The sequence below is a fragment of the Actinotalea subterranea genome (assembly GCF_008364845.1).
GTDB lineage: Bacteria > Actinomycetota > Actinomycetes > Actinomycetales > Cellulomonadaceae > Actinotalea > Actinotalea subterranea.
The window spans coordinates 370,243-395,489 of record NZ_VTTP01000003.1 but is presented as its reverse complement, the minus strand read 5'-3'; the positions used below and the strand labels follow the sequence as shown (position 1 = coordinate 395,489).

Below are 25,247 nucleotides of genomic sequence, written 5' to 3'. Positions count from 1 at the left end.
GACGGCGCAGCGGGCATGGTTCCTCGGACGAGGGCCGGCCCGACCGGAGCGCCCGACCGACCCACGGACGAAGGACTTCTCGTGACCGACCCATCGACCGAGCTCGTGCGCGACCTGGTCATCATCGGCTCCGGCCCCGCGGGGTACACGGCCGCCGTCTACGCCGCGCGTGCCGGGCTCGCCCCCGTCGTCATCGCCGGCTCGGTGACGGCAGGCGGCGCCCTGATGAACACGACGGAGGTCGAGAACTTCCCCGGGTTCATCGACGGCATCAACGGCCCCGAGCTCATGGAGAACATGCAGAAGCAGGCCGAGCGCTTCGGCGCCGAGGTCGTCTACGACGACGTCGTCCAGGCCTGGCTCGACGGGCCCGTCAAGACGATGGTCACCGGCAACGGCGTGACGTACCGCTCGCGCGCCGTCGTGCTCGCCACGGGCTCCGCGTACCGCGAGCTCGGCCTGCCCGACGAGAAGCGCCTCTCGGGTCACGGCGTGTCCTGGTGCGCGACGTGCGACGGCTTCTTCTTCCGCAACCAGGAGATCGTGGTCGTCGGCGGCGGTGACTCCGCGGTCGAGGAGGCGACGTTCCTCACGCGCTTCGCGAGCAAGGTCACGATGGTGCACCGCCGCGACGAGCTCCGGGCGTCGAAGATCATGGCCGACCGTGCGCTCTCGGACCCGAAGATCGAGTTCGCCTGGAACAGCGAGGTCGCCGCCATCCACGGCGAGGACAAGGTCAGCGGCGTGACGCTGCGCGACACGGTGACCGGTGCCGAGCGGGAGCTCGCGGCGACCGGCATCTTCGTCGCGATCGGCCACATCCCGCGCAACGAGCTGCTCAAGGGCCAGGTGGACCTCGACGAGAACGGGTACGTGCTCGTGGGCGGCCCCGGGGCGCGCGGCACCGGCACCAACCTCGACGGCGTCTTCGCGTGCGGCGACCTCGTCGACCACGTGTACCGCCAGGCGATCACCGCAGCCGGCACCGGCTGCGCGGCAGCGCTCGACGCCCAGCACTACCTGGCGTCGCTCGTCGACGCCACCGAACCCCCCAGCCCCGCAACCCTGCCCGAGAAGATCGAGGAGACCCTGTGACCACCGTTCCTGTCACCGACGCGACGTTCAAGGCCGAGGTCCTGGAGTCCGAGGTGCCCGTGCTCGTCGACTTCTGGGCGCCCTGGTGCGGCCCGTGCCGCCAGGTCGCCCCCATCCTCGAGGAGCTCTCGGGCACCTACGAGGGGCGGCTGAAGATCGCGAAGCTCAACACGGACGACAACCCCTCGGTGACCGCCGCGTACGGCATCACGTCGATCCCCACCATCAACATCTACAAGGGCGGCGAGCTGGTCAAGCAGATCGTCGGCGCGCGGCCCAAGCCGGCCCTCGTGACCGAGATCGAGAGCGTCGTCTGACGCCGTCCTGACCCGTCGGACGGGCACCGGTCCTCTGGGCCGGTGCCCGTCCTTCGTTCAACGCGGCAGCGGCAGTGCCCGCGCGTGGCAGACTCGTGGCCATGACTCCCGCCAACGGCGACCCGATGGGGTGGGTGAAGCCCACCCCCGGTGGCGCCGCCCACACCGTCCGTCCCGCCACGGGAACCCGCCTCGACCCGTGGATCGGCTCCTACGCCGACCGCACCCACGGGATGCGCGCCTCGGAGATCCGCGCCCTCTTCGCCGTCGCGAACCGGCCCGAGGTCGTCTCGCTCGCCGGCGGCATGCCGAACCTCGAGGGGCTGCCGCTGCGGACGCTCGCCGAGCTGTCCCATGAGCTCGTCCTGTCGCGCGGCACCACGGCGCTGCAGTACGGCTCCGGCCAGGGCGACCAGACCCTGCGGGAGCAGATCCTCGACGTGATGCGGCTCGAGGGCATCGAGGCGCACCCCGACGACGTCGTCGTCACGACGGGTTCACAACAAGCCCTCGATCTTGTGACGCGGCTCTTCATCAACCCCGGTGACGTGATCGTCGCCGAGGCGCCCAGCTACGTCGGGGCGCTCGGCGTCTTCCGGGCCTACGAGGCCGACGTCGTGCACGTGCCCCTCGACGAGGCCGGGCTCATCCCGGAGGCCCTCGAGGAGGTGCTCACCCGGCTCGACCACGAGGGCCGCGCGGTGAAGCTCCTCTACACGGTCCCGAACTTCCACAACCCGGCGGGTGTGACGCTGAGCCTCGAACGTCGGCCGCGTGTGCTGGAGATCGCCCGTCGGCACGGCGTCCTGGTGGTCGAGGACAACCCGTACGGACTCCTGGGCTTCGAGAACGAGCCCCTCCCCGCGATGCGGTCGATGGACGACAGCGGCGTCATCTACCTCGGCTCGTTCTCGAAGACGTTCGCGCCGGGGTACCGCGTGGGCTGGGCCGTCGCGCCGCACTCGATCCGCGAGAAGCTCGTGCTCGCGAGCGAGTCGGCGATCCTGTGCCCGTCCAACGCGTCGCAGCTCGCCGTGTCGACATACCTCGCCAACCACGACTGGCGGGGCCAGATCAAGGCCTACCGCGAGATGTACCGCGAACGTCGCGACGCGATGATCGGCGCCCTGACGGAGCACATGCCCGAGGCGTCGTGGACCGTGCCCGACGGCGGGTTCTACACGTGGGTGAAGCTGCCTCACGGGATCGACGCCCAGGCGATGCTCCCACGCGCGATCACGGCACTGGTGGCGTACGTTTCCGGCACCGCGTTCTACGCCGACGGCCAGGGCGCCAACCACATGCGCCTCTCGTTCTGCTACCCCACGCCGGATCGGATCCGCGAGGGCGTGCGGAGGCTCGCCGGTGTCGTCGCCGCCGAGACCGAGCTGCTCGAGATCTTCGGCGCGGGCACCGACGCGCACCGCGAGGCAGATGCCGTCGAGGGCGCCGGGCCCGACGTCCACTGAGGGGCCGTGGCCGTGGCCGGGGCCGGGGCTGACGCGCTGGCGGGCTGACGCTCTGCCGGGCCGGCGGGCTGCCGGGCCGGCGCGTTGACGGGCTCGATTGCCCGGGATGCGGTGAGGGGCCCGCGTCGTTTCACGTGAAACGGCGCAGGCCGTCGTTCCGTCGGCGAGCTGGCCCCACCCAGGACGATCCACCCTGCGTGGGTCCCTCGCGCGCGGGCCGCCGTCTCTCGCCGTCCGAACCCTTCGCAGGTTGGACGGGGGGTGGACGGCCCTGGCGCCCTTGGCAGGGTCGGGCAGGTCGACGATCGCTGCCGCTCGCCCGGGGTCAGGCGGGTGCGCGCCGTGCGTCGTCGGGTGTGCCTGCTCGCCCGACTACTTGAGGAGTCCGGGGTCGTCCGGGGACAGGGTCTCGAGGATCCGGTTGAGATCCTGGACGGATGCGAACTCGACCGTCAGCCGCCCCTTCTGCTTGCCCAGGGCGATCTTCACGCGCGTCTCGAACTTGTCGGAGAGCCGAGCGGCGAGGTCGTCGAGGGCCGCGTTGCGGTCACCCGGGCGCGGGCGGCGAGCCGTCGCGGGACGCTCGGCGTCTCCCCCGAGCGTGACGATCTCCTCGGTGGCCCGCACCGACAGCCCTTCGGCGACGATGCGCTGGGCGAGCCGTTCCATGGAGGCGGCGTCCGGCAAGCCCAGCAGTGCACGGGCGTGCCCCGCCGACAGCACCCCCGCGGCGACGCGGCGCTGCACGAGCGGCGGAAGGCGCAGGAGGCGCAGGGTGTTGGTGATCTGCGGGCGGGAGCGGTGGATGCGCTGGGCGAGCTCCTCGTGGGTGCAGCCGAAGTCGTCGAGGAGCTGCTGGTAGGCGGCCGCCTCCTCGAGCGCGTTGAGCTGGCTCCGGTGGAGGTTCTCGAGGAGCGCGTCGCGGAGAAGGTCGGCGTCGTCGGTCTCACGGACGATGGCGGGGATTGTCGCGAGGCCCGCCTCACGCGTCGCACGCAGGCGCCGCTCGCCCATGATGAGCTCGTACGCACGCTCCCCGTCCTGCGACGGCAGCGGACGCACGACCACCGGCTGGAGGACGCCGATCTCCCGGATCGACTCGACGAGCTCGGCGAGGGCGTCCTCGTCGAACACCGTTCGGGGCTGGCGCGGGTTCGGTCGCACCGAGCCCACGGGAACCTCGGCGAAGTGGACACCGGGCACCGGGAGCAGTCCGTCGGGGAGGTCGTACCGGTCGGGAGCGCCCTGCGCGCGGGCGGCCGATCCGTCGGCGGTCGAGCCGGACGTGTGCGCCGGCTCAGCCGGTCCACGGTCGTGGGAGCCGTCGTCTGTCGGCTCGACCGGGGGTGCTGCCGCTGGACTTCCCGCGTCGACCGGCGCGGTGTAGCCGGCCGCTCCCCTGTCGTCATGGACCACAGCGGGGCTCGTGCTCGCCTCGTGGGTCGCACCGCCGGGCAGCTCAGTCGTCTCTACGGGGTCAGTCGCCTCCACGACGTCGACCGTCTCCGCGACGTCAGCAGGCACCGGTGCCGCGGGCGCCGATGCGCCGGGGAAGAAGACATCGACGGGACGGGAGTCACCCGTGGGTGCGCTGGGGATCAGCGCCCCGAGTCCCCGGCCCAGTCCACGACGCTTCTCGGCCATCAGATCTCCTCGTTCGGGGACGTGCGTTCGGGGCCACCGGCGGTCACCGGTGCGCCCGCGGTCAGGCTCGTGCCTTCGGCGTCGTTCGCTCCGGGCTGGCCCGGTCCGGCGTGGTCCGCTCCGCGCGCACCCACCCCGGTTGCGGTCGGTGCCGCGCTGGCGGTCGGCGACGGCTGCGTAGCGTCGGGCGCCGGCGCGGTCACCGTGGCACGTTCGGCGAGCTCACGGGCCGCCGCCAGGTACGAGAGCGCGCCGGTGGAACCCGGGTCGTACGTCATGACGGTCTGGCCGTAGCTGGGCGCCTCGGAGATGCGGACGGAGCGCGGAACGGTCGTGCGCAGGGTCTGCGCAGGGAAGTGTTCGCGCACCTCGGCCGCCACCTGCTGCGCGAGGTTGGTCCGCGCGTCGTACATGGTCAGAAGGATCGTCGACACGTGGAGCGCCGGGTTCAGGTGGTTCTTGATGAGCTGCACGTTCTTGAGGAGCTGGCTGAGGCCCTCGAGCGCGTAGTACTCGCACTGGATCGGGATCAGCACCTCCTGCGCAGCAACGAACGCGTTGACGGTCAGGAGGCCGAGGCTCGGCGGGCAGTCGATGAACACGTAGTCGAGGCGGTCCTGCCCGGCGGCGGCGCGGCCCTCGAGGTAGGCCGACACCGCGTTGCGCAGGCGGTTCTCCCGCGCGACGAGGGAGACGAGCTCGATCTCGGCGCCCGAGAGGTCGATCGTCGCGGGCGCGCAGAGAAGCCGTGGGACCCGGGTCGACTGCTGGACCACGTTGACGAGGTCCTCGTCCTCGACGAGCACCTCGTAGATAGACGGAGTCCCGGCCCGGTGGTCGACGCCAAGAGCTGTCGAGGTGTTGCCCTGGGGGTCGTTGTCGATCACCAGGACGTTGAGCCCCGCCTGTGCCAGTGCTGCCGCCAGGTTGACGGTCGTCGTCGTCTTGCCGACGCCCCCCTTCTGGTTCGCCACAGTGACCACACGCGTGTGCGTCGGTCGCGGGAACCGGCGTCCTGAGAGGTCGATACGTCGTCGCGCGTCGGCCGCGAGCTGGGCTGCGAGCGGGGTCGAGTCGTCGACGGCTGGGAGGCTCTCGATGATCGCTGCCCTGCGCGCCTCGTCCGGATCGACTGTTCCACGTGAAACGTCGAAGCCTGGGTCCTGCTGGTCCACCACAACTCCCGTCCTTGCGTGGTCACATCCTGCCATTGCGAGGCACCCGCCCCGGCGTCGTGCACCGCACTTCTCCGTCCGCACGATGTGCTAGCCGCCCGGCATCAGCCGCCGGCCATCCTGATCCACCCTGTGGCCCGCCCGCCGTCCGCGACCCCGCCCCGAGGGTGCCGCTCCTCCCCAGGGCGCCCAGGCGAGCGGCGCGGCAACAGGGACAGGCACACAGGCACGGGCACAGGGACAGAGGGACAGAGGGACAGGGACAGGGACGAGTGCAGCTCACCTCGGCCGAGCCGCATCGGCGGGCCGCAAACAACCTTGCGTCCCGGGCGATCCCATCCGATCCAGACGGAGCTCGTCGCGAGTCTGTCCGGTCCGGCCTGCGGGCGCCGATCCCCCGCCTCCGCGGCGTCGGCGCCAAGCGCCTACCGAGATGCTGATCAGCGACGGCCCCGCTTCCCCTGAGGCGCGGGCGGAACCACCCGCTCCCGCACGACTCGCACGACGACGGTGCTGTCGACCCCGGGGATCGTGGGCGCGTCCAGGACCTCTGCGGGACCACCGCCCAGCGCACTCAGTGCGGGTGCGGCGTCAGCCGCCTCGACTGCGGCCTGCGACCCCTTCAGCGCCAGGAGAGCACCGCCCTGCCTCACGAGCGGAAGCGTCCATCCGGCGAGGCGGTCCAGCGGTGCGACAGCGCGGGCCGTCACCACGTCCGCCAGGAGCGTGCCGTGCAGCTCCTCAGCACGGGCACGCACCACCGATACCGAGCCCGCGAGCTCGAGGGTCTCGACGACCTCCTCGAGCCACGTCACACGCCGCAGCATCGGCTCGACGAGCGTCACGGTCAGGTCGGGTCGCATGGCCGCGAGCACCACGCCCGGCAGGCCGGCGCCGCTGCCCACGTCGATCACGGAGCCTTGCTCGGGTAGGAACGCAGCGACTGAGGCGGAGTTGAGCAGGTGCCGCTCCCAGAGACGTGGCGCCTCACGCGGTCCGATGAGGCCGCGCGTGACGCCCTCGCCTGCGAGCATCTCCCGGAACCTGTCGACGCGGTCGAACGCCGCACCGAAGTACTCGACGACGAGGTCTCGGTTCACCGGCTCAGGTTCATGGGCGGCGGGAGCGTCGGTCACGGTCTGGTCCTCCTTGTGCCCTGCGACGGCGTACGACGATGCGTTTCACGTGGAACCAAGTGCCCGCCAGCTCGTCGTGAGGCTTTGGTAGGTCGTGAGCCGTCGAGTGCCGGCCTGCGCGCACCGAGCAATCGAGTCGGACCTGACGTGGATGGCGTGGGCGGGGTTGGGTCATGACTGTCCATGTTTCACGTGGAACCAGTCGAGTGCCCGGTGCCCGGGTGGCACCGGCCCTCCGCACCAGCGTCCCGCTCACGGCTGGGTCGTTCCACGTGAAACATGGAACGTGCAGTCCGTGAGCCCACGGGCGACGGTGCTGGAAGGTGGCGCCCCCGCGCCTGCCAGAGACCAGCGCGAGCGGCCGTCCGGTTTCACGTGAAACCAGCCACCTGCGCCCGACAGGCGCGTCGTCAGGTCTCCCGGGATCAGGCCGGACGCACGACCACGTGGCGAGAGGGCTCCACGCCGTCGCTGTCGCTGACGAGGCCCGCCTCGGCGACGACGTCGTGCACAACCTTGCGCTCGAACGGGTTCATCGGCTCGAGCGCCACGGGTGCACCGCTGGCCTTGACCTCGGCGATCGCCGCACGTGCGACCTCAGCGAGCTCGGCCTTCCGGCCGGCGCGGAACCCGGCGATGTCGAGCATCAGGCGGCTGCGCTCGCCCGTCTTCGTCTGCACGGCCAGGCGCGTGAGCTCCTGAAGAGCGTCCAGGACCTCTCCGTCGGCGCCGACGAGGTTGCGCAGGGTCTTCTCCGAACCGGCCTCTGCGACGATCTCGACCGCGGCTCGGCCGTGGTCGACGTCGATGTCGATGTCACCGTCGAGGTCGGCGATGTCGAGCAGCTCCTCGAGGTAGTCGGCTGCGATCTCACCCTCCTCCTCGAGGCGGCGCGTCAGCGTTCGCTCCTGAGTCGCGTCGTCCGGGGCGGGCGCGGTCTGCTCAGTCATGAGATCTCCTCGTTCGATCCTGGGGCGGCGTTGCCGCAGTTCAGCTGCTGGGGGCGGACGGGCTCTCGGGGCCCTGAGTCCCGTCGGTGTCGCCAGACGCGGTCGAACCCGGCTCGGGCTTCGACGCGGCCTTCCGCGGCGCCTTCGCACGGGCCGGACGCGGCCCAGAGGCCCCGTCCGTGACGTTGCCTCCCTCGGCCACCGAGCCCTCCAGGCCCGGGCTCGTCGACCCCGAGGTCTCAGGGCGGGCTGCCGAGGACTTCGCACGCGCGGGCTTCCCACCCGCAGACGTGGCCCGACCGGGAGTCGCTCCGGCAGGCTTCGTCCCGCCCGTCGTGGCACCAGCCGCCGTGGAGCCGGCAGGCTTCGCGCCGGCAGGCTTCGCACCCGCAGGCTTCGCACCCGCAGGCTTCGCACCCGCAGGCTTCGCACCGGCAGGCTTCGCACCGGCGGGCTTCGCACCCGCAGGCTTGGCACCGGGGGCCTTCGCCGCGCCCGTGCCGGCCGCCGCGGCGGTCCCGGCGATCTCCGCGGGCCGCACACGGTCCTTGCGCTTGGGCTGCTGCCGCTGTCCGCGCGGCTTCTCCTCGATCGCGGGCTTCTCCTCCTCGAGCACGATGCCTCGGGCGGCAGCCTTCTTCGCCCGACGCTCCTTGAGCAGGCGCTCCGCCTCGGAGCCCGGCGTCGGGTTGCGCCGGATGACGTAGAACTGCTGCCCCATCGTCCAGAGGTTGGTCGTCGTCCAGTAGATGAGGACACCGATCGGGAAGTTGACGCCGGAGATCGCGAAGACCAGCGGGAGGATGTAGAGCAGCATCTTCTGCTGCTGAGCCATCGGGCCCTGCAGGGCGGAGGCGGGCATGTTCTTCTGCGTGAGCTGGCGCTGCGTGGTGAACGTAGTGACCGACATGGCGACGATCAGCGCGACCGTCACGATGCGGGTGGCAGCGCTCGCGTCGGGCGCGAGGAAGTACGACGAGATCGGCGCGTCGAAGATCGTGGCGTTGTTCGCCTCTGCGGCGAGCTGCTGCGTGAGCGGGCCGATGCTCGACTTCGGGTTGTCGGACCCGACGGGGTAGTTCCCCTCGGCGAGGTCCCCGAGGCTGTACAGCACCCGGAAGAGTGCGAAGAAGATGGGGGACTGGGCGAGGATCGGCAGGCACGAGGAGAACGGGTTCGTACCGTGCTTACGGTAGAGCTCCATGGTCTCGCGGCTCATCGCCTCGCGGGACGCGGGGTCCGTCTTCCCCTTGTACTTCTTCTGGATCGCCTGCAGCTCCGGGGAGAGGAGCTGCATGCCGCGCTGCGCCTTGATCTGCCGCACGAAGAGCGGGATGAGCGCGATGCGGATGACGATCACGAGCCCGACGATCGACAGCGCCCACGTCACCCCCGAGGCGGAGGGAAGGCCGAGCGTCGTGAGCAGCGTGTGGAACTGGACCATGATCCAGGCCACGGCCACCTTCAGCGGCCAGAGGATGGTGTCGAACCAATTCATCGCGTGGAGCTCCTCGCTCGCTCGGCGGGCCCGTGGTCCGGGCAAGAAGGCTGGTGGCGTGCCGGGGGGACGTCGTCGACGCCGCCCGCGGCCCAGGGGTGGCAGCGTCCGAGCCGGCGCAGGGCCAGCCACGAGCCGCGCAGCGCACCGTGCCGCTGGACGGCGGTGAGCGCGTAGCTCGAGCAGCTGGGGTAGAACCGGCACGACGGCCCGGTCATCGGCGAGATGCCGTACTGGTAGGCGCGGAGGAGCCCGACGAGGACGAGCTGGGGGAGTCTGCGCACGGCGCGGAGCACGCTGTGCTGCGTGACGAGCGCAGCCGACGTCATGGCTGCGCCACCCGGGCGAGTGCGCGCCGGTACGCGGCGTCCAGGGCGGACCGGTACTCACGCTCGAGGTCGGCGAAGCCGGCGGCGACGGAGCTGGGTAGTGCGCGCACGACGACGTCCGCACCGTGCGGCAGGGAGTCCCTGTGATCGACGACCATGCCCCGCAACCTCCGTCTGACCCGGTTACGCGTCACCGCGCCGCCGACCGACCTGGCGACGACGAAACCCACCTTCGCGGCTTCCCGACCCGGCACGAGGCGGCAGTGCACCACGAGCGTCGACCTGCCCGCACGGGCGCCCGCACGGATGGTGCCGGCGAACTCGTCGGCGCTACGCATCCGCAGCGCGGGAGGCAGCACCGGGGAGGATCAGGCGGAGAGCTCTTCGCGACCCTTGCGCCGACGTGCAGCGAGGATCGCGCGGCCGGCCCGGGTGCGCATGCGCAGCCGGAAGCCGTGCGTCTTGGCCCGGCGCCGGTTGTTCGGCTGGAAGGTGCGCTTCGACACGTCAGACTCCACAAGGTTGGTTCACGGTCACCGCCAGGACGGCGGACAGTCGGTTGCGTCCCCGCCGCTGCTTGCCGCCACCGGCGGCAGGGACCACCCGATGGTGAGGGTGCGTGCCGTGCGCGGGCACGCGAGCAGAAGCCGAAGGAACGGCTGTGCCACGGTACGCGGCGGCGCGCGGCGGGTCAAACGCGGGACATGACCTCGACGCACCCGGCCAAATGAGCCAGGATGCACCCGTACGGCGGATTCCCCTGGACGACACGCCGGAGCACCATGATCAGCGGTCGCTGAGGACCCGCACGCCGTGCCCGTCCGCCGTCGCCCGGACCCGGGCAGAGGACCGCCCGGCGTGAGCACACAGCTTGTGGACAAGTGTGTGGATCATGGACCCGCGTGCGAGACTTCGGCTCGGATCAGGGCCATCGGCAAGTACTCAGGAGCGATCAGTGCCAGCACAGGACGACTCGATCGCGCAGGTCTGGGACCGCGCCGTCGGGCGGATCGCGAACGACCCGTCGACGAGCGCCCAGCAGCTCGCCTTCATCCGCCTGGCCCGGCCACTCGGGCTCCTGGACGGGACGGCGCTGCTCGCCGTCGGCAACGAGTTCACCAAGGACTACCTCGAGTCGCGTGTGCGCACGGAGCTCAACGAGGCACTGAGTGCGGTCCTCGGCGTCGACGCCCGCTTCGCCGTCACCGTGGACCCCTCGCTGGACCAGGACGCGGCACGAGGCCCCTCGCAGAGCGAGCGCGCGAGCTCGACCGGTGCCGTGAACGACGACACCCGGGACGACCACCCGCGAACGACCGGTCTGCTCGAGCGCGGCGACCGACGCAGCGATCGCACCGACCACGACGACCGTGACGACCACCGGACGGGCGACCGCCGGCGAGGCATCGGCGACGACCACGACGACGACCACGGCCGCCGCCGCAACGACCTCCCGTTCGGGGAGCGCCCGCACGGCTCGTCGTCGTCCGCACGCGCCACCGTCGAACCCGCCAGGCTCAACCCGAAGTACCTCTTCGAGACGTTCGTCATCGGCTCGTCCAACCGGTTCGCGCACGCGGCGGCCGTCGCCGTCGCGGAGGCACCCGCAAAGGCCTACAACCCGCTGTTCATCTACGGCGACTCCGGTCTGGGCAAGACGCACCTGCTCCACGCGATCGGGCACTACGCGTTCTCCCTGTACCCCGGCGTCCGCGTGCGGTACGTGAACTCCGAGGAGTTCACGAACGACTTCATCAACTCGATCGGCGAGGGCAAGGCCGGGGCCTTCCAGCGTCGCTACCGCGAGGTCGACGTGCTCCTCGTGGACGACATCCAGTTCCTTCAGGGCAAGGAACAGACGATGGAGGAGTTCTTCCACACCTTCAACACCCTGCACAACGCGAACAAGCAGGTCGTGATCACGTCCGACCTGCCGCCGAAGCAGCTCAACGGCTTCGAGGACCGCATGCGGTCGCGGTTCGAGTGGGGCCTGATCACCGACGTCCAGCCGCCGGACCTCGAGACGCGCATCGCGATCCTCCGCAAGAAGGCGGGGAACGAGAAGCTCCAGGCGCCCGACGACGTCCTCTCCTACATCGCGTCGAAGATCTCCACGAACATCCGTGAGCTCGAGGGCGCGCTCATCCGCGTCACCGCGTTCGCGAACCTCAACCGGCAGCAGGTGGATCTCGCGCTGGCGGAGATCGTGCTGAAGGACCTCATCACCGACGAGGACACCGCGGAGATCACGGCGGCGGCGATCATCGCCCAGACCGCGAACTACTTCGGCCTGACCATCGACGACCTCTGCGGGTCCTCCCGGTCGCGCGTGCTCGTCACCGGTCGGCAGATCGCCATGTACCTGTGCCGGGAGCTCACGGACATGAGCCTGCCGAAGATCGGCCAGCAGTTCGGCGGCCGCGACCACACGACCGTGATGCACGCGAACCGCAAGATCCGCGAGCTCATGGCCGAGCGTCGGTCCATCTACAACCAGGTGACCGAGCTCACGAACCGCATCAAGCAGCAGCACCGCGGCTGAGAGACGCCTCCACGTCCGAGGAACCTGCTCCCGCGGATACTCCTCCGGAGACCGCTCGTGAGGCCCGGCAGAAGCACGCGGACGAACCTCGACGGCGCACGCCGGAACGCCCGGTCTTGTGCACCCGGGTCCCTTTCGCGCACCCGTGGGACGACTGTTCACACCTGTGGACATCTCTGTGGAAGGCCGTGGACGACACGCACAACAGGTGTGGACGCAGGGTGGCCTCGCGGTGGACGACGAGTGGACGCACGACGACGATCCACCGGTCACGCCGGCTGTCGACAGCTGCGTCGACAGCGGGTCCACAGCCGGCCCCGGTCTCTGACCTGCGCGAAGAGGCGTCGTCCACACTCTCCACACTGCCTATGACGATGACTAACCCTTTGTCATCCAGAGATCCACAGCGCCTTCATGACCCCGATCCGGCCCGAGGACCCGCGACCCGCAGGGGATGCCGCGACCACAGGCGCACCCCGGGCTCCGGCCCGTCGACGGCGCGGCCGTGATCCTGTCGTCTGAATGACACGAATGGTGTCCCCCGTCGGTGCAACCGCGTACTGTTCACCCAGATCCGTGCTCGCAGACCACACACCGTCGTGCCACACAGCGCACGAGGTCACACGTCGGACGAGGGCACGCCGGGGCGAAGGGATGCAGTGATGAGGTTCAGGGTCGACCGTGACGTCCTCGCCGAGGCGGTCACCTGGACCGCACGGTCGCTGCCCACGCGTCCGCCCGTCCCCGTCCTCGCCGGCGTCCGCCTCGAGGCCGACTCGTCCGGCGTCGTGCAGCTCTCGAGCTTCGACTACGAGGTCTCGGCGCGTTCCGAGATCGCGGCCGACGTGAGCGAGGCCGGCACGGTCCTGGTCTCTGGCCGCCTGCTCGCGGAGATCTCCCGCGCACTGCCCGCCAAGCCCGTCGACGTCGTCCTCGACGGCAGCAAGGTCTCCGTGACGTGCGGCGCCAGCCGGTTCACGCTGCTCACGATGCCCGTGGAGGACTACCCGGCGCTGCCCGCGATGCCGGCCGTCGTCGGCACGGTCGCGGGTGACGAGCTCACGCAGGCCGTCGCGCAGGTGACCGTCGCGGCGAGCCGTGACGACACGCTCCCGCTGCTCACCGGTGTCCGGATGGAGATCGAGGGCGAGACGATCACTCTCCTCGCGACCGACCGCTACCGGCTGGCGCTGCGCACCCTGTCCTGGACGCCGGCGACGCCCGACCACTCCTCGGTCGCGCTCGTGCGTGCACGCACCCTCTCGGACGCCGCGAAGTCGCTCGGCTCCTCCGACCGGGTGACCGTCGCGCTGTCCACCGGGGCGGGCGTCGACCTCATCGGCTTCGAGGCGGGTGGCCGCCACACGACCTCCCTGCTGGTCGACGGCGACTACCCGGCTGTCCGTCGGCTGTTCCCCGACGAGACGCCGATCCACGCGGTCGTCTCGACGCACGCGCTGACGGACGCGGCGAAGCGCGTGGCGCTGGTCGCCGAGCGCAACACGCCCATCCGCCTGGCGTTCACGGAGGGCCAGGTCGTGCTCGACGCGGGCCAGGGGGACGACGCGCAGGCGTCCGAGGCCCTCGAGGCCGCCCTCGTCGGCGACGAGATCACCGTGGCGTTCAACCCGCAGTTCCTGCTGGACGGGCTCGGCGCTCTCAACACGCCGTTCGTGCGGATGTCGTTCACGCACCCCAACAAGCCGGTCGAGTTCACGGGCCAGGGGTCCCTGGAGGGCGACGACGACCAGAGCTACCGGTACCTGCTCGTCCCGATCCGCTTCGCGAGCTGACGTGGCAGGGACCATGCACGTCGGGATGGTCGGCCTCGGCAGGATGGGCGCGAACATGCGCGAGCGCCTGCGCACCCGTGGCATCGACGTCACGGGGTACGACCGCAACCCTGCGGTGTCGGACGTCGCCGACCTCGCCGCGCTGGTTGCCGCACTGCCGCAGGATCGGCGCGTCGTGTGGGTCATGGTCCCGGCCGGACCGATCACCCGCTCGGTCGTGACCGACCTCGCAGCCCTGCTCGGTCCGGGGGACGTGGTCGTCGAGGGCGGCAACTCGCACTACACGGACGACGCCGTGCACGCCGCGGAGCTCGCCGAACGGGGGATCCACTACGTCGACGTCGGCGTCTCGGGTGGCGTGTGGGGCCTGGAGAACGGCTACGGGCTCATGGCCGGCGGGTCGACCGAGGACGTCGAGCTCCTGATGCCCGTCTTCGACGCGCTCCGTCCCGACGGCGCCCGCGAGAACGGGTTCGTGCACGCCGGGTCGGTCGGCGCCGGTCACTACGCGAAGATGGTGCACAACGGCATCGAGTACGGCCTCATGCAGGCGTACGCCGAGGGGTACGAGCTCCTCGAGGCGCAGGAGATCGTCATCGACGTCACCGGGACCCTCAAGGCGTGGACCCAGGGGACTGTCGTCCGCTCCTGGCTGCTCGACCTGCTGGTCGCGGCTCTCGAGCAGGACCCCGAGCTCGCCGCGATCGACGACTTCGTCGAGGACTCCGGCGAGGGCCGGTGGACCGTCGACGAGGCGATCGACCGGGCCGTGCCGCTCCCCGTCATCTCCGCAGCCCTCTTCGCCCGGTTCGCGTCGCGGCAGGGTGCCTCTCCCGCGATGAAGGCCGTCGCGGCCCTGCGGCAGCAGTTCGGCGGCCACGCCGTCCGGCCCGCACCGCCCGCCTGACCTGCCGCAGCCGTGCACGTCAGCCAGCTGTCCCTGACCGACTTCCGCTCCTACGAGCAGGTCGAGCTCACCCTCGAACCCGGGGTGAGCGCCCTCGTCGGCCCCAACGGTCAGGGCAAGACGAACCTCGTCGAGGCGATCGGGTACGTCGCGACGCTGAGCAGCCATCGCGTCTCGACCGACGCGGCACTGGTCCGGGCCGGCGCCCCACGCGCCGTCGTCCGTCTCCGGGCCGTGCGGGGCGAGCGGCAGAGCCTCGTCGAGCTCGAGATCAACCCGGGCCGGGCGAACCGTGCGCAGATCAACCGCTCCCCCGCGCGCCGCGCCCGTGACGTCCTCGGCATCCTGCGCACCGTGCTGTTCGCTCCCGAGGACCTGGCGCTCGTCAAGGGAGACCCCGACGGGCGGCGCCGCTTCCTCGACGAGCTCGCCGTGCAGGTGTCACCGCGCATGGCGGGTGTCCTCTCGGACTACGACAGGGTGCTGCGTCAGCGCAACGCGCTGCTCAAGACGGCGGGTGCCGCGCGTCGGGGCATGCGCGGCGGGTCACGGCGCACCGCAGAAGATGCGCCCGACGCCGGCGACGACCTGCGCACCCTGGACGTCTGGGACGCGAAGCTCGCCCAGGTCGGTGCGCAGGTCCTCGCGGTACGGCTCGCGCTCGTCGACCAGCTCATGCCGCACGTCGCCGCCGCGTACGCGCAGGTCAGCGACCGGCAGGGCGACGCCGTCCTCGGGTACCGCTCCTCCCTCGAGGTCAGCGCCGAGGACGAGGAGACGTCGTCGTCCCGGTCCTCCGGTGGCGCGGGTGGTTTCGTCACGGTGCGGATGGTGCCGACGGTCCCCCATGCGGGAGCGAGCACCGAGCTGCTCGAGGCCCAGCTGCTCGAGGCGATGAGTCGCCTGCGCCGTCGCGAGCTCGAGCGGGGCGTCAGCCTCGTGGGCCCGCACCGCGACGACCTCCTGCTCAACCTCGGTGGGCTGCCCGCCAAGGGGTACGCGAGCCACGGCGAGTCCTGGTCGTTCGCCCTCGCGCTGCGGCTCGCGTCCTACGAGCTCCTCACGCACGGTTCGCCCGACGACGAGTCGGGCGCCGGGATCCCTGGCTGGGCGGAGGGTTCCGAGCCCGTGCTGATCCTGGACGACGTGTTCGCCGAGCTCGACGGCCGCCGTCGGGAGCGGCTCGCGGGCCTGGTCGCGCGAGCCGAGCAGGTCATCGTCACCGCGGCCGTCGCCGAGGACGTCCCGGAGCAGCTCGACGGTGCGAGGATCGACGTCATGGACGGCCAGGTGACGCGTGTCCGGTGACCGCCGTCGCGACGGCGGGTCCGCTCCCGCGGGCGACGAGCCGGCGTCGGGGGCACCGGCTTCGGGCACCCCGTCCGCGGACGACGACGCGCCGGCCCCACCCCTCGGTGACCGGCCCGTCGCGGAGCAGCTCGGCCTGACGTCAGCGTCGGAGGTCGCGCGCGCCGCCCTCAACCGTGCACGCGTCGCCGCCCAGGCGCGGGGCGTGCGGCCCGGGCAGCCAGGCCGGCGCCGCACCCCGCTCCCCGAGACGAGGTCCGGGCCGGGGCGTGACGGCCGGGATCCCGCGCTGCTCGGTGACACGCTCTCGCGGCTCGCGGCCGAGCGCGGCTGGTCCACGGAGCTGTCGGTCGGCGGGGTGATCGGGCGGTGGCGCGAGGTCGTCGGCGACCAGGTCGCGGACCACTGCGTGCCGGAGACGTTCGAGGACGGGCTCCTCGTGGTGCGCACCGACTCCACGGCCTGGGCGGCCAACCTGCGGCTGCTGGTGCCTCAGCTCCTCACGCGGCTCGAGGTCGAGGTGGGCGCCGGCGTCGTGCGCGAGGTGAGGGTCGTGGGCCCGTCGGGACCGCAGTGGGGGCGCGGGCGGCGCAGGGTTCCGGGACGCGGTCCCCGCGACACGTACGGCTGACGTCACCCTGTGGAGAAGCACCCGGGCGGTCATCGGCGCTGACCCGCCTGAGAGCCCCGGACAGCCGTCGCGTGACCACGGGGTCAGGGGGCGGATCCCCGGATGCGTCCAAGGTGTGCCCAGGCGGTCCTGCGGGCCGTCGCACGGTAGGATGGCCTTGTCATTCCTGGGGGTCGTACGGCTCCGTGGGGCTGACCGCCCGTCGGGACCGTCACGCACGCTGGAGCGCGCGGGGCATCGCGCGCTCGGTCCGCTCCCCGTAGGGGCCCTGTGCGCCCGGGAACCCTGTGTCCGCTGCCGTCCGGCCTGCGTCCGGCGGTGTGCACCGCACCTGTGAGGAGCACCTCTGCCCGTGGCAGACCAGAGCGCCAACGACCGACCCAGCCCGCAGAGCAGCCCGGACAACTCCTACGACGCCAGTGCGATCACCGTCCTCGAGGGCCTCGAGGCGGTGCGCAAGCGGCCGGGCATGTACATCGGCTCCACGGGACCACGTGGTCTGCATCACCTTGTGTACGAGGTTGTGGATAACTCTGTGGACGAAGCCCTCGCCGGCTACTGCACGCACATCGAGGTGACCCTCCTCGCGGACGGCGGAGTCCGCGTCGTCGACGACGGCCGCGGCATCCCGGTGGCGATCCACCCGACGGAGGGACGGCCGACGGTCGAGGTCGTCATGACGATCCTGCACGCCGGCGGCAAGTTCGGCGGGACGGGCTACGCCGTCTCCGGCGGCCTGCACGGCGTCGGCATCTCCGTGGTCAACGCGCTCTCCCACCGGGTCGAGACCGAGGTGCAGCGTGACGGCTACACCTGGCACCAGTCCTTCGCGGACGGCGGCAAGCCCGTGGGCGAGCTGCGGCGCGGCGAGCCGACGGACCGGACCGGCACGACCCAGACGTTCTGGGCGGACCCGACGATCTTCGAGACCGTCGACTTCGACTTCGAGACGCTGCGTTCGCGCTTCCAGCAGATGGCGTTCCTCAACAAGGGCCTGCGCATCACCCTGACCGACGAGCGGCCCGAGCACACGGGCACCGAGGACGAGGTCACGGCGTCCTCGACCGACGGCGGCGAGACGGCAGCGGCCGACGGCGCGGCGCCCGTGCGGACGGTCGTCTACAAGTACGACGGCGGTCTCGTCGACTACGTCAAGCACCTCAACTCGGCCAAGAAGGTCGAGGTCGTCCACCCCGAGGTCATCGACTTCGAGGCCGAGGACGTCGAGCGCAAGATCTCCGTCGAGATCGCGCTGCAGTGGACGAACGCCTACTCGGAGTCCGTGCACACCTACGCGAACACGATCTCGACGACCGAGGGCGGCGCGCACGAGGAGGGCTTCCGGGCGGCGATGACCTCGCTGGTCAACCGGTACGCCCGCGAGAAGGGCATCCTCAAGGAGAAGGACGAGAACCTCACGGGCGACGACATCCGTGAGGGCCTCACGGCCGTCCTGTCGATCAAGCTGGGCGAGCCGCAGTTCGAGGGGCAGACCAAGACGAAGCTCGGCAACACCGAGGCGCGCACGTTCGTCCAGAAGGTCGTCCACGAGCAGCTCGGCGACTGGCTCGGGGCGCACCCCGTCGAGGCGAAGGACATCATCCGCAAGTCGATCCAGGCCGCGGCAGCGCGGATGGCTGCGCGCAAGGCCCGCGAGGCCACGCGGCGCAAGGGTCTCCTCGAGTCGGGCGGCATGCCCGGCAAGCTGCGCGACTGCCAGTCGAACAACCCCGTCGAGTGCGAGATCTTCATCGTCGAGGGTGACTCGGCCGGCGGCTCCGCCGTGCGCGGCCGCAACCCGCGGACCCAGGCGATCCTGCCCATCCGAGGCAAGATCCTCAACGTCGAGCGCGCCCGGCTGGACCGCGCCCTCGGCAACCAGGAGGTCCAGGCGCTCATCACGGCGTTCGGGACGGGCATCGGCGAGGACTTCGACGCCGACAAGCTGCGGTACCACAAGATCGTCCTCATGGCGGATGCCGACGTCGACGGCCAGCACATCGCGACGCTGCTGCTCACGCTCCTGTTCCGGTACATGCGGCCGCTCATCGAGAACGGTCACGTGTACCTCGCGCAGCCCCCGCTGTACCGCATCAAGTGGAGCAACGCGCCGCACGACTACGTGTACTCGGACCGTGAGCGCGACGCCTACCTGCTCGAGGGGCAGGCGGCCGGCAAGCGGGTGCCCAAGGACAACGGCATCCAGCGCTACAAGGGCCTCGGCGAGATGGACTACTCCGAGCTGTGGGACACCACGATGGACCCGGACCAGCGCACGCTGCTCCAGGTGAACCTCGACGACGCGGCAGCGGCGGACGAGATCTTCTCGGTGCTCATGGGCGAGGACGTCGAGTCGCGCCGGGCGTTCATCCAGCGCAACGCCAAGGACGTGCGGTTCCTCGACATCTGACCGTGCGGCCCGCGCCCGTCCACGGCGCGCGGGTCCGGCCGGGGTCGAGACCGCCAAGAGCTGACATGCCATTCACGAGACGAGGTACACGGTGACCGACCAGACTCCCGACGGCGACCTGCCGGAGACGGGGCCCGACGCGCCGCTGGATGTGATCACCGACCGCATCACCGCGGTCGACCTGCAGCTCGAGATGCAGCGCTCCTACCTCGACTACGCGATGAGCGTCATCGTGGGTCGCGCGCTGCCCGACGTGCGGGACGGCCTCAAGCCCGTGCACCGGCGCGTGCTGTACGCGATGTACGACGGCGGGTACCGGCCCGACCGCCAGTTCTCCAAGTGCAGCCGCGTCGTCGGCGACGTGATGGGCAAGTACCACCCGCACGGCGACGGCGCGATCTACGACGCGCTCGTCCGCCTCGTGCAGGACTGGTCCCTGCGGTACCCGCTCGTCGCGGGCCAGGGCAACTTCGGCTCCCCCGGCAACGACCCGGCGGCCGCGCCGCGGTACACCGAGTGCAAGATGGCGCCCATCGCCATGGAGATGGTGCGGGACATCGACGAGGAGACCGTCGACTTCCGCGACAACTACGACGGGCGCACCCAGGAGCCGGCGGTCCTGCCGTCACGGTTCCCGAACCTGCTGGTCAACGGCTCGGCGGGCATCGCCGTCGGCATGGCCACGAACATCCCGTCGCACAACCTGCGCGAGGTCGCCGCGGGTGTGAAGTGGCACCTGGACCACCCCGAGGCGAGCAAGGAAGAGCTCCTCGAGGCGCTCATCGAGCGCATCCCGGGCCCCGACTTCCCCACGGGCGCCACCATCCTGGGCCGACGCGGCATCGAGGACGCCTACCGCACGGGCCGCGGCTCGATCACGATGCGCGCGGTCGTCACGGTGGAGGAGATCCACAACCGGATCTGCCTCGTCGTCACCGAGCTGCCCTACCAGGTGAACCCGGACAACGTCGCCGCGAAGATCGCGGAGCTCGTCAAGGACGGTCGCGTCCAGGGCATCGCGGACATCCGTGACGAGACCTCGGGCCGCACGGGCCAGCGCCTCGTCATCGTGCTCAAGCGCGACGCCGTCGCCAAGGTCGTCCTCAACAACCTGTACAAGCACACGCAGCTCCAGGACACGTTCGGCGCGAACATGCTCGCGCTGGTCGACGAGGTGCCGCGCACGCTCAGCATCGACGCGTTCGTGCGTCACTGGGTGACCCACCAGCTCGACGTCATCGTGCGGCGCACCACGTACCGTCTGCGCCGGGCCGAGGAGCAGGCGCACATCCTCAGCGGCTACCTCAAGGCGCTCGACGCGCTCGACGAGGTCATCGCGCTCATCCGTCGCTCGCCCGACGTCGAGGAGGCCCGGGCCGGCCTGATGGAGCTGCTCGAGGTCGACGAGCTCCAGGCGACGGCGATCCTCAACCTGCAGCTCCGTCGCCTCGCGGCCCTCGAGCGGCAGAAGATCATCGACGAGTACGACGGTCTGATGATCAAGATCACGGACTACAAGGCGATCCTCGCCGACCCGCAGCGCCAGCGCGACATCGTCGGCAGCGAGCTCGAGGAGCTCGTCGCGAAGTACGGCGACGAGCGCCGGACGACGATCCTCCCGTACGACGGCGAGGTCTCCATGGAGGACCTCATCGCCGAGGAGGAGGTCGTGGTCACCATCACGCGCGGCGGCTACGCCAAGCGGACCCGCAGCGACCAGTACCGCGTCCAGAAGCGCGGCGGCAAGGGTGTGCGCGGTGCACAGCTGCGCGCCGACGACGTGGTCGAGCACTTCGGTGTGACGACGACGCACCACTGGCTGCTGTTCTTCACGAACCTCGGCCGCGTGTACCGCGCGAAGGCGTACGAGCTCCCCGAGGGCGGTCGCGACTCCAAGGGCCAGCACGTCGCGAACCTGCTCGCGTTCCAGCCCGGTGAGCAGATCGCCAAGGTCATCGACCTGCACGACTACGAGCAGGCCGAGTACCTCGTCCTCGCGACGCGCCGCGGCCTGGTCAAGAAGACGCGGCTCGCCGAGTTCGACTCGAACCGCTCGGGCGGCCTCATCGCGATCAACCTGCGCGAGGACGAGGACGGCCAGCCCGACGAGCTCGTCTCTGCCGCTCTCGTGGACGAGGACTCCGAGCTGCTGCTCGTCTCCCGCAAGGGCCAGGCCGTGCGCTTCGAGGCCACGTCCGACCAGCTGCGTGCGATGGGCCGCGCGACGTCGGGCGTCACGGGCATGAAGTTCCGGGACGGCGACGAGCTGCTCTCCATGGACGTGGTGACCGAGGGCTCCTTCCTCGTGACCGTGACCGACGGCGGGACCGCGAAGCGCTCCGACATGCACCGCGTCAACTCCGACGGCAACCTCGACTACCGACGCACCAAGCGCGGCGGCCTGGGCGTGCGTGCGGCGCGCCTCCCCGACGACCGCGGCGGCCTCGTGGGCGCGCTCATGGCCGACGAGGGCGACGAGGTCCTCGTCGTCATGGAACGCGGCAAGGTCGTCCGCTCGCAGGTCGGTGAGATCCCGGTGCACGGGCGGGACGCGACCGGCGTCATCCTGGCGAAGCCCGACTCCGGGGACCGCATCCTCGCGGTCGCCCGCAACGTGGAGCGCAACCTCGGCACCGATGCGGCTACCGTGGACGAGGGCGACGCCATACCTGAGGACGATGCCGCCTCGGCGAGCACCGGGGACAATGACAGTGCCCATGCTGGCGACGACGCGGTTGACGCGGCGAGCGAGCAGCCCGCGACGACGGAATCCACCGAGGGAGAGCGATGAGCACCGACGGGACCAAGCCGCCCTCGATCGCGCCGAAGAGGCCGGCGGCGGCACCGGCCCGTAGCGCGGACGTCCAGCCCCGGCCGGCCTCCGCGCCGCGCTCGGGGGGCAGCGCGCCGTCGGCGACGCAGACCACGACCTCCGAGCCGGACACCGGCAGTTCGACGTCGTTCGCCGAGCGCATCAAGGCGACCGCGCAGGGTGCCGTCGGCGCGGCGCGCAACGCGATGCCGTCGCGCGAGCACGAGGAGATCAGCACGCAGTCCGAGGGTCAGCGCACGACGTCGCCCCGTCCCTCGGCCTCGCCCGTCACCTCGTCCGGCGGGCCCCGGCGGGTGCGCCTGGCCGTGGCGAAGATCGACCCGTGGTCCGTCATGAAGCTGTCGTTCCTGCTGTCGGTCGCCGTCGGGATCATGCTCGTGGTCGCGACCGCGGTCGTCTGGTACGCGCTCGACGGCCTCGGCGTCTTCGTCTCCGTGAACGACGTGATCACGACGCTCTCGGGCTCGGAGGACTTCTTCCCGCTGCTCGAGTACACCGCGTTCGACCGCGCGATCTCCCTGGCGACCATGATCGGCGTCGTGGACATCGTGCTGCTCACGGCGCTCTCGACGATCGGCGCGTTCCTCTACAACATCGTGGCGGCTCTCGTCGGCGGCGTGCACCTCACGCTCACGGACGACTGACCGACCTCGACTGGCACCCGGCGCCCCGCCGCGCGAACCCGTCGCGCACCGGGTGCGTTTGGGCGCCGCGGTGCCGCTGGGGTAGTCTCGTGCGGCGCCCGCAGCACGCCGGCGTGACGGGCCTATAGCTCAGACGGTTAGAGCGCTTCCCTGATAAGGAAGAGGTCAGAGGTTCAAGTCCTCTTAGGCCCACTCCAGACGCACCACCGGAGGACGGATGAAGAAGCTCCTCATCGCCCTGCTCGCAGCGGCGGCCGGCTACGTCGTCTGGCGCACGTACGCGGAGGATCGCGACGAGCGCGACCTCTGGACCGAGGTCACCGACGAGATCGACTGACCGCGTCAGTCCCGCCACCCCAGGCGGGTGCACGGGGCCATGGCGCAATTGGTAGCGCACCTGCTTTGCAAGCAGGGGGTTAGGGGTTCGAGTCCCCTTGGCTCCACCGAAGCTCACACCGTCATCGGCGTCGAGGCTGGACCGGAGGCACAGCGTGACGAGGCCGGGTAGTCCCACATGAGCGGTGCGACGATCGCCGCAGCAGCAGGCAGCGGCATCATGGCCGGCTTCTACCTGGCGTTCTCCGTCGTGATCATGCCCGCCTTGCGCCGGCTCCCCGGTGCGTCGGGGGCCGCCGCCATGCAGCGGTTCAACGAGGACGCGCCCAAGGCGTGGGTGCCCGTCGCCGTACCTGTCGCTGTGCTGTCGGTCGTCCTCGCGGTGGCCGGCGGGCGCGACGTGCCGCGCATCGACGGGGTTCTGCTCGTCCTGGGCGCGCTGGCGTACCTGTCCTCTGTCGCGATCACGTTCGCGTTCCACATCCCGCGCAACAACCGGCTCGCCGCGACCGACCCGGCAACGGACGACGGTGCTGCGTACTGGACGGTGTACCTCGCCGAGTGGAACCCGATGAACCACGTGCGGACGCTCACCTGCGTGGTCGCTGCGGTCTGCTTCGCGGTGGCCCTGGGCCGTTGAGCGGTCCGGCCGGCCTCCCGGCGGACCCGACGCCCGGGAGGCCGGCCGGAGCGCCTGGCCTCAGACGGCGCCCATGTCCATGTAGATGACCTCCCAGACGTGTCCGTCCGGGTCGGTGAAGCTCCGGCCGTACATGGCGCCGTCCTCGATCGGCTCGCGCGCCGTCCCGCCCGCCGCCAGGGCACGCTCGACGAGCTCGTCGACCTCTGCGCGCGTCTCGGCCGACAGGCCGTTGAGCACCTCCGTGGTGGTCCGCGCGTCGGCTATCTGCGTCGTGATGAAGGTCGCGAAGCGGCGCTCGGTGAGGAGCATGACGATGATCGTGTCCGAGATGGTGACGCAGACGACCTCGTCGTCGGAGAACTGCTCGTTCACGTCGAAGCCGAGAGACGTGTAGAACCGGCGCGACACGGCGAGGTCGCGGACCGGGAGATTGACGAAGATCATGCGTTCCATGGCGGGCTCCGGGAGGGTGAGGCGGGCGTCGATCACGCAAAAAAGACCCCTCCCGCCGGGGAAAGTCATCGGGGTAGCCTCGCGGGTGTGAGCACCGTCACAACCGAGCAGGACTTCCTCGCCCAGGTCGAGCCGCTGAGGCGCGAGCTGATCGCCCACTGCTACCGGATGACAGGCTCGGTGCACGACGCCGAGGACCTCGTCCAGGAGACCTACCTGCGCGCCTGGCGCGCCTTTCACGGCTTCGAGGAGCGCTCCTCGATCCGCACCTGGATGTACCGCATCGCGACCAACACGTGCCTCACGGCGCTCGAGGGGCGCCGCCGCCGGCCGCTGCCCACGGGGCTGGGCCAGCCCCCCGCCAGCCCCGCGAACGGGCTCACCCGCGACGGTGAGGTGCCGTGGCTCGAGCCCCTGGCCGACGACGCGCTGTGGGCCACGCCCGCGCCCGACCCGGCGGCCGAGACCGTGACCCGCGACAGTGTCCGGCTGGCCCTCGTCGCGGCGCTCCAGCACCTCACGGCCCAGCAGCGCGCCGTCGTGATCCTGTGCGACGTGCTCGCCTGGCGTGCCGCGGAGGCCGCCGAGACCCTCGGGCTCAGCGTCGGTGCCGTCACGAGCACGCTCCAGCGCGCCCGCACCCACCTCGCGCGGGCGCGCGAGCACGAGCCCGTGCCGATCGCCGAGGACGACCCACGGACCCGCGCCCTCCTCGAGCGGTACGCGCGCGCGTTCGAGGAGTACGACATCGACGGACTCGTCCAGGTGCTGACCGCGGACGCCGTGTGGGAGATGCCGCCGTTCCTCGACTGGTACCGCGGCGCGAGCGACATCGGCGGGCTCATCACGCACCACTGCCCCGCGAACGCCGCCGGTGACATGCGGATGGTGCGGACCTCCCTCAACGGGCGTACCGCGTTCGGGCTCTACATGCGCGGCGAGGACGGCGTGCACCGGGCGTTCAACCTGCACGCCCCGGTGGTGACCGCCGACGGCGTCGCCCACGTGACGGCGTGGTTCGACACGGACCTGTTCACGGCCGCCGGGCTACCACCCGCGCTGCCGGCTGTGGGCTGAGCCGGGCAGCACGGGAGCCCGGCACCTCTCGGCACCGGGCTCCCGGACAGTCGTGCG

Annotated in this window: 23 protein-coding genes and 2 tRNA genes; 16 read left to right on the top strand and 9 right to left on the bottom strand. The window is 71.1% G+C overall.

The annotated features are described in order from the left end of the window. The first annotated feature begins 15 nt into the window (after positions 1 to 15). The 3 genes from trxB to FZ988_RS07685 all read left to right on the top strand — a co-directional run bounded on the left by trxB (position 16) and on the right by FZ988_RS07685 (position 2,881). On the top strand, positions 16 to 1,095 hold the full coding sequence (gene trxB, locus FZ988_RS07695) for a thioredoxin-disulfide reductase (protein WP_149203420.1): 1,080 nt from the start codon (positions 16 to 18) through the stop codon (positions 1,093 to 1,095). Beyond that, positions 1,092 to 1,412 (top strand): thioredoxin, encoded by a 321-nt coding sequence (trxA, locus tag FZ988_RS07690; RefSeq protein ID WP_149203419.1) that lies wholly within the window; start codon positions 1,092 to 1,094, stop codon positions 1,410 to 1,412. The genes trxB and trxA overlap by 4 nt, the downstream gene beginning before the upstream one ends. A 125-nt stretch (positions 1,413 to 1,537) precedes the next feature. Next, positions 1,538 to 2,881 carry an aminotransferase-like domain-containing protein gene (locus FZ988_RS07685; protein WP_149203624.1) on the top strand — a complete coding sequence of 448 codons (1,344 nt, stop codon included), beginning with the start codon at positions 1,538 to 1,540 and terminating at the stop codon, positions 2,879 to 2,881. A gap of 372 nt (positions 2,882 to 3,253) precedes the next feature. Here FZ988_RS07685 and FZ988_RS07680 read toward each other — a convergent pair whose 3' ends face one another. The 8 genes from FZ988_RS07680 to rpmH form a co-directional block, all read right to left on the bottom strand. Beyond that, on the bottom strand, positions 3,254 to 4,525 hold the full coding sequence (locus FZ988_RS07680) for a ParB/RepB/Spo0J family partition protein (protein WP_149203418.1): 1,272 nt from the start codon (positions 4,523 to 4,525) through the stop codon (positions 3,254 to 3,256). Continuing rightward, a complete protein-coding gene (locus tag FZ988_RS07675; RefSeq protein ID WP_342781165.1) occupies positions 4,525 to 5,700 on the bottom strand; it encodes a ParA family protein in 1,176 nt (391 codons plus the stop codon). Before FZ988_RS07675 ends, FZ988_RS07680 begins: the two co-directional genes overlap by 1 nt. A gap of 440 nt (positions 5,701 to 6,140) precedes the next feature. After that, entirely contained in the window at positions 6,141 to 6,836 is a 696-nt protein-coding gene (rsmG, locus tag FZ988_RS07670; protein WP_246169310.1) for a 16S rRNA (guanine(527)-N(7))-methyltransferase RsmG, read from the bottom strand. Between the two features lie 425 nt (positions 6,837 to 7,261). Further along, a complete protein-coding gene (locus FZ988_RS07665) occupies positions 7,262 to 7,786 on the bottom strand; it encodes a Jag family protein (RefSeq protein WP_149203416.1) in 525 nt (174 codons plus the stop codon). A 40-nt stretch (positions 7,787 to 7,826) separates the two neighbouring features. Continuing rightward, a complete protein-coding gene (yidC, locus tag FZ988_RS07660; RefSeq protein WP_149203415.1) occupies positions 7,827 to 9,284 on the bottom strand; it encodes a membrane protein insertase YidC in 1,458 nt (485 codons plus the stop codon). Then, positions 9,281 to 9,613, bottom strand: a complete 333-nt coding sequence (gene yidD, locus FZ988_RS07655) for a membrane protein insertion efficiency factor YidD (RefSeq protein ID WP_149203414.1) — start codon at positions 9,611 to 9,613, stop codon at positions 9,281 to 9,283. Before yidD ends, yidC begins: the two co-directional genes overlap by 4 nt. After that, positions 9,610 to 9,972, bottom strand: coding sequence for a ribonuclease P protein component (gene rnpA, locus FZ988_RS07650; protein ID WP_149203413.1), 363 nt, complete (start codon positions 9,970 to 9,972; stop codon positions 9,610 to 9,612). The genes yidD and rnpA overlap by 4 nt, the downstream gene beginning before the upstream one ends. A 9-nt stretch (positions 9,973 to 9,981) precedes the next feature. Then, the gene (rpmH, locus tag FZ988_RS07645; protein ID WP_109131294.1) at positions 9,982 to 10,119 is read right to left on the bottom strand and encodes a 50S ribosomal protein L34; all 138 of its coding nucleotides are present in this window, start codon (positions 10,117 to 10,119) and stop codon (positions 9,982 to 9,984) included. Positions 10,120 to 10,568: 449 nt separating this feature from the next. On the opposite strand from rpmH, the gene dnaA reads away from it, so the two are divergent. The 12 genes from dnaA to FZ988_RS07590 all read left to right on the top strand — a co-directional run bounded on the left by dnaA (position 10,569) and on the right by FZ988_RS07590 (position 23,657). After that, positions 10,569 to 12,155 carry a chromosomal replication initiator protein DnaA gene (gene dnaA / locus FZ988_RS07640; protein WP_149203412.1) on the top strand — a complete coding sequence of 529 codons (1,587 nt, stop codon included), beginning with the start codon at positions 10,569 to 10,571 and terminating at the stop codon, positions 12,153 to 12,155. 662 nt (positions 12,156 to 12,817) lie between these two features. Next, on the top strand, positions 12,818 to 13,948 hold the full coding sequence (dnaN, locus tag FZ988_RS07635; RefSeq protein ID WP_149203411.1) for a DNA polymerase III subunit beta: 1,131 nt from the start codon (positions 12,818 to 12,820) through the stop codon (positions 13,946 to 13,948). A gap of 13 nt (positions 13,949 to 13,961) precedes the next feature. Next, the gene (gnd, locus tag FZ988_RS07630; protein ID WP_188079041.1) at positions 13,962 to 14,855 is read left to right on the top strand and encodes a phosphogluconate dehydrogenase (NAD(+)-dependent, decarboxylating); all 894 of its coding nucleotides are present in this window, start codon (positions 13,962 to 13,964) and stop codon (positions 14,853 to 14,855) included. 12 nt (positions 14,856 to 14,867) lie between these two features. Further along, on the top strand, positions 14,868 to 16,163 hold the full coding sequence (gene recF, locus FZ988_RS07625) for a DNA replication/repair protein RecF (RefSeq protein WP_149203409.1): 1,296 nt from the start codon (positions 14,868 to 14,870) through the stop codon (positions 16,161 to 16,163). After that, positions 16,153 to 16,794 (top strand): DciA family protein, encoded by a 642-nt coding sequence (locus tag FZ988_RS07620; protein WP_149203408.1) that lies wholly within the window; start codon positions 16,153 to 16,155, stop codon positions 16,792 to 16,794. The genes recF and FZ988_RS07620 overlap by 11 nt, the downstream gene beginning before the upstream one ends. Positions 16,795 to 17,146: 352 nt before the next feature. After that, positions 17,147 to 19,204, top strand: a complete 2,058-nt coding sequence (gyrB, locus tag FZ988_RS07615) for a DNA topoisomerase (ATP-hydrolyzing) subunit B (protein WP_246169308.1) — start codon at positions 17,147 to 17,149, stop codon at positions 19,202 to 19,204. A 91-nt stretch (positions 19,205 to 19,295) separates the two neighbouring features. Next, on the top strand, positions 19,296 to 21,995 hold the full coding sequence (gene gyrA / locus FZ988_RS07610) for a DNA gyrase subunit A (protein WP_149203406.1): 2,700 nt from the start codon (positions 19,296 to 19,298) through the stop codon (positions 21,993 to 21,995). After that, positions 21,992 to 22,681, top strand: a complete 690-nt coding sequence (locus tag FZ988_RS07605) for a DUF3566 domain-containing protein (protein ID WP_188079022.1) — start codon at positions 21,992 to 21,994, stop codon at positions 22,679 to 22,681. Before gyrA ends, FZ988_RS07605 begins: the two co-directional genes overlap by 4 nt. 118 nt (positions 22,682 to 22,799) lie before the next feature. After that, positions 22,800 to 22,873: transfer RNA gene (locus tag FZ988_RS07600), tRNA-Ile, on the top strand. A 25-nt stretch (positions 22,874 to 22,898) separates the two neighbouring features. Continuing rightward, complete coding sequence (locus FZ988_RS18720; RefSeq protein WP_223145057.1) at positions 22,899 to 23,018, top strand: DLW-39 family protein; 120 nt, start codon at positions 22,899 to 22,901, stop codon at positions 23,016 to 23,018. 33 nt (positions 23,019 to 23,051) lie between these two features. After that, positions 23,052 to 23,124 (top strand) — tRNA-Ala (locus tag FZ988_RS07595). 71 nt (positions 23,125 to 23,195) lie between these two features. Further along, complete coding sequence (locus tag FZ988_RS07590) at positions 23,196 to 23,657, top strand: anthrone oxygenase family protein (protein WP_149203405.1); 462 nt, start codon at positions 23,196 to 23,198, stop codon at positions 23,655 to 23,657. Between the two features lie 60 nt (positions 23,658 to 23,717). Here the strand turns inward: FZ988_RS07590 and FZ988_RS07585 are convergent, their stop codons facing one another. Then, positions 23,718 to 24,182 (bottom strand): VOC family protein, encoded by a 465-nt coding sequence (locus tag FZ988_RS07585; RefSeq protein ID WP_246169307.1) that lies wholly within the window; start codon positions 24,180 to 24,182, stop codon positions 23,718 to 23,720. A gap of 18 nt (positions 24,183 to 24,200) precedes the next feature. Between FZ988_RS07585 and FZ988_RS07580 the strand changes: the two genes are divergently transcribed. Next, a complete protein-coding gene (locus FZ988_RS07580; protein WP_149203404.1) occupies positions 24,201 to 25,190 on the top strand; it encodes a sigma-70 family RNA polymerase sigma factor in 990 nt (329 codons plus the stop codon). Positions 25,191 to 25,247: the final 57 nt, after the last annotated feature.

Excerpts from the sequence above, each read along its gene's own strand:
- yidD (WP_149203414.1), bottom strand. The coding sequence starts at position 9,613 with ATGACGTCGGCTGCGCTCGTCACGCAGCACAGCGTGCTCCGCGCCGTG.
- FZ988_RS07585 (WP_246169307.1), bottom strand. The coding sequence starts at position 24,182 with ATGACTTTCCCCGGCGGGAGGGGTCTTTTTTGCGTGATCGACGCCCGC.
- FZ988_RS07590 (WP_149203405.1), top strand. The coding sequence starts at position 23,196 with ATGAGCGGTGCGACGATCGCCGCAGCAGCAGGCAGCGGCATCATGGCC.
- gnd (WP_188079041.1), top strand. The coding sequence starts at position 13,962 with ATGCACGTCGGGATGGTCGGCCTCGGCAGGATGGGCGCGAACATGCGC.
- FZ988_RS07680 (WP_149203418.1), bottom strand. The coding sequence starts at position 4,525 with ATGGCCGAGAAGCGTCGTGGACTGGGCCGGGGACTCGGGGCGCTGATC.
- trxB (WP_149203420.1), top strand. The coding sequence starts at position 16 with ATGGTTCCTCGGACGAGGGCCGGCCCGACCGGAGCGCCCGACCGACCC.
- yidC (WP_149203415.1), bottom strand. The coding sequence starts at position 9,284 with ATGAATTGGTTCGACACCATCCTCTGGCCGCTGAAGGTGGCCGTGGCC.
- FZ988_RS07665 (WP_149203416.1), bottom strand. The coding sequence starts at position 7,786 with ATGACTGAGCAGACCGCGCCCGCCCCGGACGACGCGACTCAGGAGCGA.
- FZ988_RS07685 (WP_149203624.1), top strand. The coding sequence starts at position 1,538 with ATGGGGTGGGTGAAGCCCACCCCCGGTGGCGCCGCCCACACCGTCCGT.
- dnaN (WP_149203411.1), top strand. The coding sequence starts at position 12,818 with ATGAGGTTCAGGGTCGACCGTGACGTCCTCGCCGAGGCGGTCACCTGG.
- FZ988_RS18720 (WP_223145057.1), top strand. The coding sequence starts at position 22,899 with ATGAAGAAGCTCCTCATCGCCCTGCTCGCAGCGGCGGCCGGCTACGTC.
- FZ988_RS07605 (WP_188079022.1), top strand. The coding sequence starts at position 21,992 with ATGAGCACCGACGGGACCAAGCCGCCCTCGATCGCGCCGAAGAGGCCG.